The sequence below is a fragment of the Pseudoalteromonas sp. GW168-MNA-CIBAN-0100 genome, assembly GCF_040309225.1.
Lineage (GTDB): Bacteria > Pseudomonadota > Gammaproteobacteria > Enterobacterales > Alteromonadaceae > Pseudoalteromonas > Pseudoalteromonas arctica.
In genome coordinates this window covers 108,519-120,087 of record NZ_JBEOOL010000006.1, presented here as the reverse complement: position 1 = coordinate 120,087, position 11,569 = coordinate 108,519, and the positions used below count along the sequence as shown (strand labels likewise).

Genomic DNA, 11,569 nt, shown 5'->3' with positions numbered 1-11,569 from the left:
ATCTCATGAATATTGAAATATTACCCGCGCGTTTAGCTAACCAAATTGCCGCAGGCGAAGTGGTTGAGCGCCCAGCGTCGGTAGTAAAAGAGCTAGTCGAAAACAGTTTAGATGCTGGCGCTACACGTATTCAGATAGATATAGAGCGTGGCGGTCATAAGCTTATTCGTATACGTGATAACGGTTCAGGGATAAGTAAAGATGAGCTAACGCTCGCGCTTTCTCGTCACGCTACGAGTAAATTAAAATCTCTAGATGACCTTGAAAATATTTGTTCACTTGGTTTTAGGGGGGAAGCGCTTGCGTCAATTAGCTCTGTATCGCGTTTGACGCTGAGCTCAAAACCAAAAGATCAAGAAGCTGCTTGGCAAGCATTTGCAGAAGGTCGCGATATGGCCGTGCAAGTGAAGCCAGTAGCGCACCCTGATGGCACAACCATTGAAGTAAAAGATTTATTTTTTAACACCCCAGCTCGTCGTAAATTCTTGCGTACCGAAAAAACTGAATTTAGCCATATTGATGAGTTGATAAAGCGTATTGCGCTTAGTCGCTTTGATGTCTCTATTACACTAACTCACAACGAAAAAGTAGTAAGGCAGTATCGTGCGAAGACAGATCCCTCTCAGGCTATTACACGTGTAGCGCAAATTGCAGGTAAGGCTTTTGCTGAGCAAGGTTTGCATATTCAATCAGGAGAGGGTGGCTTACAGCTGCATGGTTGGGTGCTACCTGTAGGTTCAGCTAATACGACTCAGTATACTTATGTTAATAATCGTATGATGCGCGATAAACTTATTCTGCATGCTATACGCCAGGCATTTGAAGAAGTAAGCGGAACACAAGAATTACCCGGTTTTGTCATTTATATTGATATAGACCCTCGGCAGGTTGATGTAAATGTTCATCCAGCTAAGCATGAAGTGCGTTTTCATCAAGGGCGCTTAATTCATGACTTTATATTACAGGCTATTAAGCAAGTGGTAGTGCCGCTGCAAGGTGAGTTTACGAATGAACCGCTTAGCTCTGAGGTGGAATCTGCGCCTGTGTTTATGGGGTCAGCGCATAGTAGTTCTAATGATACAAAAGCGGATGGAGTATTTGATTACCCTAAATCGCAATTACAGCCCTCTTACTCTGGAAGTGCTGGTAGTTCGTCATCAGGTACTAGAAGTGTTGGCGGTGGCGGGGCATACCGTGCTACACCAAGTACAAGCCATCATGATGTAAACGCGTTTTATCAAGGTGTGAGTGAGCAACACGCTGCGCATTTTGATAATGTAGCAAACATACCTATAGCACAACACCAGTTAGAGTCTGCGCATAATGTTTTAAAGACAGTTTCAATCATCAGTGTTAATGAAGGTGCGTGTGTATTTAGTGTTGAGCAGCAATTGTATTGCTCACATTTCAAATATGTATTGGTAGATGATTGGCATAATCAAATTAAAGAGTCCGGAAGTTTAGAAGGGAAAGCCCTTTTGCTGCCCGTAAGAGTAAACTTATCAAAAGAAGATTGCTTACTTATAGAAGCTCAGCAATCGTGGTTTACTTTACTTGGTTTTGAACTCGTAATAGAAAAACAGTTTGTAATGGTTAAAAAATTGCCAGCGTGCTTATATTTACTTGATGTAAGTACAGCGATAGGTGAGCTACTTGATGGGTGTAAAGCAGGGCTTGAAAATATAGAGAATTGGTTAGAGTGGCAGATAAAATGTGTACCTCCCCGGTTTTATTTAAGCAATGTGTTTTTAGCGCAACAAATGCGCTTACAAAATAATCCGCAAACTATTGAACGCTTACGCGAAAAAGCAGTTAAAATAGAGCTAAATCACTATTTAATGCAATTAGATTAAGGTATCAGTGTTGAGTAATTTACCAGTCATATTTTTAATGGGTCCAACTGCTGCTGGTAAAACAGCATTGGCAATCTCACTGTGCGAGCATTTAAATACAGAAATAATCAGCGTTGATTCAGCGTTAGTGTATAAAGATATGAACATTGGTACTGCAAAACCCGATGCAGAAGAACTTGCTAAAGCTCCGCATCATCTGATCGACTTACTTGACCCGAGTGAAACATATTCAGTTGCTGATTTTAGGCGCGATGCAGTACAAAAAATTGACGAATTTCATAGACAAGGTAAAGTACCTGTATTAGTTGGAGGTACAATGTTGTACTTCAAATCTTTAATTGATGGTTTATCGCCTTTGCCTGAAGCAGATACAGTAATAAGATCAGAGCTAGAAGCACAAGCTAAAGAATTTGGCTGGCCTCATTTATATAAAGAATTAGTTAAAGTTGACCCAAAAGCAGCCGAAAAAATAAGTGAAAATGACTCACAAAGAATTAATCGAGCTTTAGAGGTTTACAGGTTAACTGGTAAGACCATGACTGAGTTGCAAAAGCAAAAGCAGCCGGCTTTACCTTATACTTTTCATCAATTTGCGATTGCACCGCAAGAACGCAGCGAATTACACAGCCGAATTGAAGAAAGGTTTAAAATAATGATTGATCAGGGGTTTGAAAATGAAGTTTCGACCCTATATCTACGTAAGGATTTACACCCCAATATGCCTTCTATTCGTTGTGTTGGTTATAGACAAATGTGGGATTACCTTGCGGGTGAAACAAGCCATGATGAAATGGTTTTTCGTGGCATCGCAGCAACACGTCAATTGGCAAAACGTCAGTTAACGTGGCTTCGTAGCTGGCCTGATGTTACTTGGTTAACAACAGGTGACGAAGAAAACTTGCATCGTGTAGTAAGTTCGCTAAGCTAGTAGTAGTTGAATGTTTTTTTATCAAATAAGTTCAGCCACTTAATTATAATAACACCTAGAACGAAGGAACAATAACATGGCAAAAGGCCAATCGTTACAAGACCCATTTTTGAATGCACTACGACGTGAGCGCATTCCAGTATCAATCTTTTTGGTAAATGGCATAAAATTACAAGGCAAAATTCAGTCATTTGACCAATTTGTTATTTTACTAGAGAACACCGTAAATCAAATGGTTTATAAGCATGCAATTTCAACAGTTGTCCCTGCTCGCGCAGTTAACTTCCAAGCAGTTCAAGGGAGTGAAGAAACTGAAGAGCCAGAAGCTGGTAACTTTTAATTAGGAGCATAATGTTTGTTTGACCGCTATGAATCCGGCGAACAGGCAATTTTAGTTCATATCGACTTACCTAAAGAAGGGGATCGTGAAGATCTTCATGAATTAGAAATGTTGGTATCTTCTGCTGGTGTTAGTAGTTTGGCGGTTGTGCAAGGCAGCCGTCAAGCACCACATCCGAAACTATTCGTCGGTACCGGTAAAGCAGAAGAAATAGCTGAGATTGTCAAAATCCACAATGCAGATGTCGTAATTTTCAATCATCAACTCAGACCGTCACAAGAGCGTAATTTAGAGCGTGTTTGTCAGTGTCGTGTGCTTGATAGAACGACGCTAATTCTTGATATTTTTGCCCAACGTGCACGTACCCATGAGGGTAAGCTGCAGGTTGAATTGGCACAACTTCGCCATATGTCTACTCGATTAATTCGGGGCTGGACCCATCTTGAACGCCAAAAAGGCGGGATTGGTTTACGTGGACCTGGTGAAACCCAACTTGAAACAGATAGACGATTACTTCGTGCCCGAATTCAAAATATCCGTGCGCGTTTAGCTAAAGTAGCAGTGCAACGCGAACAAGGTAGGCGAGCTCGTACTCGTAACGAAATACCTACGGTATCGTTAGTTGGCTATACCAATGCGGGTAAATCTACATTATTCAATCGAATTACGAATTCAGATGTATACGCGGCCGATCAGTTGTTTGCAACGCTTGACCCGACTCTACGTAAGCTTGAATTAGGTGATGTTGGTCCTGTTATCTTAGCTGATACAGTGGGCTTTATTCGTCATTTACCGCACGACTTAGTTGCTGCTTTTAAAGCAACGCTAACTGAAACTCGTGAAGCTGATTTACAGTTACATGTAATTGACGCAGCAGACTCTCGTCTTCAAGAGAATATTGAACAAGTACAATCGGTGCTTAAAGAAATTGAAGCCGATGAAGTACCACAGCTATTAATTTATAATAAAATTGATGCGCTGGATAACGTAAGCCCACGTATTGATCGAGATGACGAAAGCCAACCTATAAGAGTATGGCTTAGCGCTCAGACTGGTGAAGGGTGTGAATTACTTAGTGAGGCTATTAGTGAACTACTTGCTAAGAAGATGTTTAACGAAACATTATTTCTTACGCCATTGTATGGTCGCCTAAGAGCTGCATTGTTTAGTTTAAATGCAGTACATGAAGAGCGATTTGATGAGCAAGGTAATTGGCTGTTAGATGTTAGAATGCCAATGGTTGAGTGGAATCGTTTAATTAAAGAATTTGGTCCTGAAATTGCTGGTTTTATCAACCGTAATTAAAAATTGACGTTTTAATGTCGGTTTTTGTATGAGAAACGCGGTAGATTTGTTAGATTTAACACAATTTCCTAATTTATTTAGATAACAATGGAGTATAGCTATGGCCTGGAATGAACCGGGTAATAATGGCAATGACAAAGATCCGTGGAATAATAAAGGCGGACGTGATCAAGGCCCACCTGATTTAGACGAGGTGTTCCGCAAGTTTAGTAACAAGTTCGGCGGCTTATTTGGCGGGAAAAAATCCGGCAATGGTAGCGGCGGTGGACTTGGCGGAGCCGGTATTTCATTCATACTTATTATCGCCGTTATTGTATGGGCGTTAAGTGGTATTTATACGGTTAAAGAAGCCGAGCGTGGTGTGGTTCTTCAATTTGGTAAATATGACCGAATTGCTGATCCTGGTCTGCGTTGGAAAATGACGTTTATTGAAACGGTAATCCCAGTAGATATTGAAGCAGTTCGTTCATTATCGGCTTCTGGTTTTATGCTTACTGAAGACGAAAACGTAGTGAGCGTTGAGTTTCAGGTGCAATACCGTGTTATTGACCCATACCTTTATGAATTTAGCGTAACTAACGCTGATAGTAGCTTAGAAGAAGCACTAGATAGTGCACTACGTTACGTTGTGGGCCATGCAAAAATGGACCAAGTATTAACTAATGGCCGTGAGGTTGTGCGTCAAAATACATGGGATGAGCTTAATAAGATTATCGAACCATATAACTTAGGTTTAATTGTTACTGACGTGAACTTTAAAGACTCTCGTCCGCCAACTGAAGTTAAAGATGCATTTGATGATGCGATTGCTGCACAAGAAGATGAAGAACGTTTCATTCGTGAAGCAGAAGCATATGCTCGTGAAATTGAACCGCGTGCTCGTGGTCAAGTAACGCGTATGACTCAAGAAGCGGAAGGTTACCAAGAGCGTATTACATTAGAAGCACAAGGTGAAGTAGCTCGTTTTGAAAAGCTATTACCTGAATATCAAGCAGCTAAAGAAGTTACTCGTGAGCGCTTATACATTGATGCAATGGAAGAAGTGTTAGGGAGTAGTTCTAAAATATTGGTTGATGTTAAAGGCGGTAATAACATGCTTTATTTACCACTTGATAAGATCATGGATAAGCAAGGGACAGCAACACGTGTTGCACTTCCAAGCTCTAGTGATATTCAAGATTTACGCAATAAAGTAAATACGTCGCGCAATAGCTCTGTTAATAGTGGCAATGACCGCTTTAACAACGACCGCTTCAATGATGGGAGATAATCATAATGAAAAACTTTAGTTTAGTAATACTATTAGCTGCCATTGTTATGTCTTTCTCATCGGTATTTGTTGTACCTGAAGGGCAAAAAGCAATTGTAATGTTATTCAGTAAAGTACAAAAAGACAGCGACGATCAAGCGATTGTATATGGCCCAGGCCTACAATTTAAGGTGCCATTTTTTAGCCAAGTACGTCGCATTGATGCACGTATTCAAACGCTAGATGGTGCGCCGGACCGCTTTGTTACTAGTGAGAAAAAAGACTTAATTGTTGATTCGTTTGTAAAATGGCGTGTTAATGACTTTAGCGCTTTTTACTTGCGTGCCCGTGGCGATAAGCAATATGCTGAAACGCTACTTAAACAAAAAGTAAATAATGGTCTTCGTACAAACTTTGGTACACGTACAATTCGCGAAATTGTATCGGGTGAGCGTAGCGAGTTGATGGAAGAAGCGTTAGTACAAGCTTCTGAAAGTGCACGTGAGCTTGGTATTGAGGTGCTAGACGTACGTGTTAAGCAAATTAACCTACCACAAGAAGTGAGTAGCTCTATTTACCAACGTATGCGCGCTGAGCGTACTGCTGTTGCAAAAGAGCACCGTTCTGAAGGTCAGGAAAAAGCCGAGACTATTCGTGCGGGTGTTGACCGTCGTGTAACAGTAATGCTTGCCGATGCAGAGCGTAATGCGCGTTCTGTACGTGGTCAAGGCGATGCTGATGCAGCAGGCATCTATGCAAGCGCGTATAACAAAGACCCTGAGTTCTTTAGTTTTGTGCGTTCGCTCGAGGCTTACAAAAAGACTTTTAAAAATAAGCAAGACGTTATGGTGCTTTCACCAGATAGCGACTTCTTCCAATATATGAAAGGCGCTAAAGCTCAATAGGCTTTACGCTAATTATTTAAAAGTTAAAAAGCCTCGCATTTGCGGGGCTTTTTGTTAAACACAGTCTAGTGCTTTAAATCACTGTTATTTATGTGGTTATTAGCTAATATTTGGATATAACAAATGCGCGCAGAAAAAATAAGCTGAACAGGGGTGATCTTTACTTTAGTTTTCTGGTAAAATCTCGTCCTAATTTTCTCTAAGTGAATTTACGATGGGTAAAAACGTTGTTGTATTAGGCACCCAATGGGGTGACGAAGGAAAGGGTAAGGTAGTTGATCTCCTTACAGACAAAGCATCTTTAGTAGTTCGTTATCAAGGTGGCCACAATGCGGGTCATACTTTAGTTATCGAAGGTGAAAAGACGGTTCTACACCTTATTCCATCGGGTGTATTACGTGACAATGTTAAATGTGTGATTGGTAATGGTGTAGTTTTATCACCAGAAGCGCTAATGAGAGAAATTGGCATGCTTGAAGAACGCGGCGTACCAGTACGCGAGCGTCTTTTAATAAGTGAAGCATGTCCGCTAATCTTGCCTTTCCATGTTGCATTAGATGTAGCCCGCGAAACTGCTCGTGGCGATAAGCCAATTGGTACAACTGGCCGTGGTATTGGTCCTGCGTACGAAGATAAAGTGGCTCGCCGTGGTTTACGCGTAGGCGATTTATTTAATCCTGAATTATTTGCAGCTAAATTAAAAGAAGTTCTTGAATACCATAACTTCACTTTAGTTAACTACTACAAAGTAGACGCTGTAGATTTCCAAAAAACGTTTGATGATGCAATGGCTGTTGCTGATATCTTAAAAGCAATGGTTGTAGATGTAACTGAGCTTTTAGATCAAACGCGTTTAGCAGGCGAAAACATTTTATTTGAAGGTGCACAAGGTACGTTACTTGATATCGATCACGGTACTTACCCTTATGTAACATCTTCAAATACTACAGCTGGTGGCGTTGCTACTGGTGCAGGTTTTGGTCCATTAAACCTTGATTACGTTTTAGGTATTATTAAAGCGTACACTACACGTGTTGGTTCAGGCCCTTTCCCTACAGAGCTTTACGACGGTCTTGAGAAACAAGATCCAGTTGGTAAGCACTTAGGTGATAAAGGCCATGAGTTTGGCGCTACAACAGGTCGACTTCGTCGTACTGGTTGGTTAGATGCAGTGGCTATGCGCCGTGCGGTTCAAATCAACAGTATTTCAGGTTTTTGTTTAACTAAGCTTGATGTTTTAGATGGCTTAGAAACGCTTAAAATCTGTATTGGTTACAAGCTTGAAGATGGCACAGTTACTAACGTAACACCATTAGCAGCTGAAGGTTACGATAAAGTAACGCCAGTATACGAAGAAATGCCAGGTTGGTCAGAAAACACTGTTGGTGTAACGAGTCTTGACGGTTTACCAAAAGCTGCGATTGACTACATCAAGCGTATTGAAGAAATTACGGGTGTTCCAATTGATATTATTTCTACAGGTCCAGACCGCGTAGAAACTATGGTACTTCGCAACCCGTTTGCGTAATTACCATTAGATTAAAAAAAGCTGCCTAGTGCAGCTTTTTTTGTATCTAAAATTCACCTTGGAACGATCTTTGTATATATTTTAATAAGTTTATTTTTATAAGTGGTGAGCATGCGTTTATTTTACCGTAATTGCGTATTAAGGCTTTCGTTAATTCCGCTGTCTTTATTTATAGCAACCAACAGCTTAGCTACAGAAAGCCCTGCTGCTGTACCGCTGTATACAGAATCTGAGCTAATTGCGTTAATAAATAAAAATACGCATTTAGCGCGGGTAAAGGCAGATGATTGCCAGTTAGTGCAAGATATAGAAGCACGAGCCAATAAAATGGCATTGCCGTCTTATCAATTTTTATACGGCGATATGCTGGCTTATAACGTGTGCGTGGATCGTAATGTAGAGTTAGGTGTGTATTACATGCGAAAAGCGGCTGAGCAAGGCTTAGCGGCAGCGCTAGAGCAGTTAGGGCGTTACTACGACACTGGGCGTTTAGTCCAGCAAGATAAAGCAATGGCAATTACGTATTTGCGTGAAGCGTCGTCGCAAGGCAATTTAAAAGCACAACTACGTTTGGTTAAATTATTTAATGATGGCTATGGCAGCCCGCGAGATTTTGAAGATGCATACCGTTGGCTATTTAATTCTATGGTGGCAGATAAAGCTACTCATAAAAAAATTGAGCGAGCGTTGACTAAGTTAGCGCAAAAAATGCCAGATAGTGTGGTTGCGCGAGCTCGTCTTCCTATTTAATGGCCCTTAAAAACAAAACCCTAACTTTTTAAGTTAGGGTTTTTGAGTTTTTACTACCTGTAAAAGTGTTTAACTTTCTTCTTTAGCCTTTGTTTGCGGGTCTTTTAAAACCGACATTTTAGGCGGCTGTAATGCAACAACACGTTCACCTTCTTGCGGTGGTTTTTCCATGTTGATTGTAAACGGTCTTAGCTTAATAGGCGTATCGTCGTCGCTGTCTTTATCACCTTTAAGAATAAACAAAGGGATAGCCTCAGGGTTCATTTCTAGGTATTGCTCCCAGCTAAACTCATCCGAGATACGTGTTGAACTAACCTTACCGCCTTTAGCTATAATACTGCTTAAACGTGCATACGAGCCTTCGTCTCCAAACAATATTTGTCTAGATAAAAACGTTGCACTGTCTTTATTTGCTTTAGCATGCGACGTTGATGAGCGAAGCGAAAATACATTTTTTTCATTAAGTAAATGCGAAAAGTATTGAACGCCTAGCGCATTATGATGACGGTTTGGCGATAGCGCTAAGACACTGCGAATAGTTGTTAGAGGTAAGTAGCGTTCTGCATGCTCTGATTGCGGGTTACCATAATAACAAGCTAAGCCATCCATACGTGCCATTCTGCAGTTTTCCCATGCAGGATCTGAAAGGTGAACCGGAATATTCTGCTCTTGTAAGCCACGTCCAATTGCACGCGATACATGGTTTGCACCAATAATTAATATTGTGTTTGGCGATGGTTGGCGTACACCTAATAGCTTGGCAACAGGGATGGCTGTTAAGCTTTGCAGCACAACCGTAATGATGATCACCGTAAATATAAGTGGCACCATCTTTTCAGCATCAGCAACGCCAGCTTCCATCATACTTAGTGCAAATACCGACCCAACTGCTGCGGCAACTATACCGCGTGGAGCAATCCAGGCAAGTACCAAGCGAGACTTCATTGGTAAGTCAGTACCAAAGGTCGAAATAGCAATACACAGTGGGCGTGCAACAAAAAGCACAATAGCTAAAAATATAAATACATCGCTGTCGAGCATCATCAAATCAGAAAGCTGTAAACGTGCTGCAAGTAAAATGAACAGCGTTGATATTAATATCATCGACAAGTCTTCTTTAAACTCAAGTACAGAATCTATTTCTAAATCGTCTTGGTTCGCAAGCCAAATACCAAATACAGTTACTGCTAATAAGCCTGATTCATGGCTTAAATAATTTGATACAGAAAAACTAATAAGGACTAGTGCTAAAATCCCAAACTTATGTAATTCAAATGGCAGCCACTCGCGACGCATTAATAGGGTTGTTAGCCAACCTGCAGCAACACCAATACTTAAACCGACACCTAGGGTTTTAACTAAAGCAATAATAGTATGACTAAATACTTCGCCTTGGCCTACAAGCATTACAGCTTCAAATACCAATACAGCAAATAATGCGCCAATTGGGTCTATTACAATACCTTCCCAGCGAAGTATACGGTCTATGTCTTGTGTTGGGCGCATTGAGTTTAATAGCGGTGCTATAACGGTAGGGCCAGTAACAACGAGTACTGCGCCTAGTACCGCAGCAACACGCCAGTTAAGCTCAAGCAACCAGTAGGCGCTTAGGCTAATAATAATGCAGGTAGTAAGCATACCGATTGAGCAGAGATTCCTTACAACTTTTCCTATCCCTTTTAATTCTCTGAAATGCAGAGTTAAGGAACCTTCAAATAAAATGATGGCAACGCTTAGTGATACTACTGGAAACAGTAAATCACCTAAAAGTGCATCAGGGTCTAAAACACCACTAAATGGTCCAAGTAAAAGACCAGTAAGCAATAAGAAAAGAATAGCGGGTACTCTAAAAGCCCACGCGACCCATTGGGCAAGCACAGAGCAAAGTGCGATACCGGCTATGTAAATTGCTGACATAGATTAAGAATTCCTTATTTATGACGATATGTTTAGAAAGTATAACTTTTGTTAATTATTAATACAGGGGTATACACCGGAAACTCAAATATTACTAATCAATTTTAGCTGCTTATAAAAGATTAGTAGGCTTAAATTATTTAGCGAGAACTTAGCCACCTTATTTTAAAGTGTATTAATTGTTTAATTTATTGAATTTTAATAACAATATAAAGGGTATGAGTGTTTTGTATTAACTTAGTTCGAATTTTAACCTTGATTTTAAAGGGGTATTTGGTGTATTATACTTCGTGTTCTAATAATTAGTCATCTAACGAAGTTTATTGAAGATAAAACAGGCTTGTTAATCTTAACGTCATTTTTAATCTTTATAATCATGTGTTAGTGATGTTTCTAGTATTTGAGCATTACAAAATATCATTTGCCGAATTCTTGGTATGGTTTTGCCAAACAAGTTTATTTAATTATTTAAGTAAATAAAGGTTTGAGTTGAACTATTACTTTCAATATTTAGCCCCCCATCGTGGCGGTTAAATCTCGGTCCTTTGGTCTTCACCCTATCTGTTGGTGTATCAGACTTTAGAGGCTCTATGTATGTTGTTAATAAAAAAGCCACACACAGCTTTTTACAGCGATGCATAAACAACACTTTTAAATTTTTTGATTAGTGCTGCTCAATATTATTGGGTTGTTGCTACTTTTACTTAACCTCAAATCTAAGCTTCTTGTTTTAGATATGGTTTTTGCGTGTGTGTAAAAAAGTGTTGCCTAAATGAAAAGAAAAATTCGAAGCT

General features: G+C 40.2%; 9 protein-coding genes. 8 read left to right on the top strand and 1 reads right to left on the bottom strand.

From position 1 onward, the window contains the following. Positions 1-5 precede the first annotated feature (5 nt). The 8 genes from mutL to AAEY62_RS05245 all read left to right on the top strand — a co-directional run bounded on the left by mutL (position 6) and on the right by AAEY62_RS05245 (position 8,858). On the top strand, positions 6-1,853 hold the full coding sequence (gene mutL / locus AAEY62_RS05280) for a DNA mismatch repair endonuclease MutL (protein WP_350634701.1): 1,848 nt from the start codon (positions 6-8) through the stop codon (positions 1,851-1,853). A gap of 10 nt (positions 1,854-1,863) precedes the next feature. Beyond that, positions 1,864-2,781 (top strand): tRNA (adenosine(37)-N6)-dimethylallyltransferase MiaA, encoded by a 918-nt coding sequence (miaA, locus tag AAEY62_RS05275; RefSeq protein WP_024590568.1) that lies wholly within the window; start codon positions 1,864-1,866, stop codon positions 2,779-2,781. Positions 2,782-2,857: 76 nt separating this feature from the next. Further along, the gene (hfq, locus tag AAEY62_RS05270) at positions 2,858-3,121 is read left to right on the top strand and encodes an RNA chaperone Hfq (protein WP_024590569.1); all 264 of its coding nucleotides are present in this window, start codon (positions 2,858-2,860) and stop codon (positions 3,119-3,121) included. Positions 3,122-3,136: 15 nt separating this feature from the next. Beyond that, the gene (gene hflX / locus AAEY62_RS05265; RefSeq protein WP_350634700.1) at positions 3,137-4,426 is read left to right on the top strand and encodes a ribosome rescue GTPase HflX; all 1,290 of its coding nucleotides are present in this window, start codon (positions 3,137-3,139) and stop codon (positions 4,424-4,426) included. Between the two features lie 100 nt (positions 4,427-4,526). After that, complete coding sequence (gene hflK / locus AAEY62_RS05260) at positions 4,527-5,696, top strand: FtsH protease activity modulator HflK (RefSeq protein WP_010554352.1); 1,170 nt, start codon at positions 4,527-4,529, stop codon at positions 5,694-5,696. A gap of 5 nt (positions 5,697-5,701) precedes the next feature. After that, on the top strand, positions 5,702-6,580 hold the full coding sequence (hflC, locus tag AAEY62_RS05255) for a protease modulator HflC (RefSeq protein WP_010554353.1): 879 nt from the start codon (positions 5,702-5,704) through the stop codon (positions 6,578-6,580). A 214-nt stretch (positions 6,581-6,794) separates the two neighbouring features. Beyond that, the gene (locus tag AAEY62_RS05250; protein ID WP_010554354.1) at positions 6,795-8,108 is read left to right on the top strand and encodes an adenylosuccinate synthase; all 1,314 of its coding nucleotides are present in this window, start codon (positions 6,795-6,797) and stop codon (positions 8,106-8,108) included. Between the two features lie 111 nt (positions 8,109-8,219). Then, entirely contained in the window at positions 8,220-8,858 is a 639-nt protein-coding gene (locus AAEY62_RS05245; protein WP_007586412.1) for a tetratricopeptide repeat protein, read from the top strand. Between the two features lie 69 nt (positions 8,859-8,927). On the opposite strand, the gene AAEY62_RS05240 is transcribed toward AAEY62_RS05245, so the two are convergent. Continuing rightward, positions 8,928-10,775 carry a cation:proton antiporter gene (locus tag AAEY62_RS05240; protein WP_007586413.1) on the bottom strand — a complete coding sequence of 616 codons (1,848 nt, stop codon included), beginning with the start codon at positions 10,773-10,775 and terminating at the stop codon, positions 8,928-8,930. Positions 10,776-11,569: the final 794 nt, after the last annotated feature.

Excerpts from the sequence above, each read along its gene's own strand:
- hfq (WP_024590569.1), top strand. The coding sequence starts at position 2,858 with ATGGCAAAAGGCCAATCGTTACAAGACCCATTTTTGAATGCACTACGA.
- AAEY62_RS05245 (WP_007586412.1), top strand. The coding sequence starts at position 8,220 with ATGCGTTTATTTTACCGTAATTGCGTATTAAGGCTTTCGTTAATTCCG.
- hflC (WP_010554353.1), top strand. The coding sequence starts at position 5,702 with ATGAAAAACTTTAGTTTAGTAATACTATTAGCTGCCATTGTTATGTCT.
- mutL (WP_350634701.1), top strand. The coding sequence starts at position 6 with ATGAATATTGAAATATTACCCGCGCGTTTAGCTAACCAAATTGCCGCA.
- AAEY62_RS05240 (WP_007586413.1), bottom strand. The coding sequence starts at position 10,775 with ATGTCAGCAATTTACATAGCCGGTATCGCACTTTGCTCTGTGCTTGCC.
- AAEY62_RS05250 (WP_010554354.1), top strand. The coding sequence starts at position 6,795 with ATGGGTAAAAACGTTGTTGTATTAGGCACCCAATGGGGTGACGAAGGA.
- hflK (WP_010554352.1), top strand. The coding sequence starts at position 4,527 with ATGGCCTGGAATGAACCGGGTAATAATGGCAATGACAAAGATCCGTGG.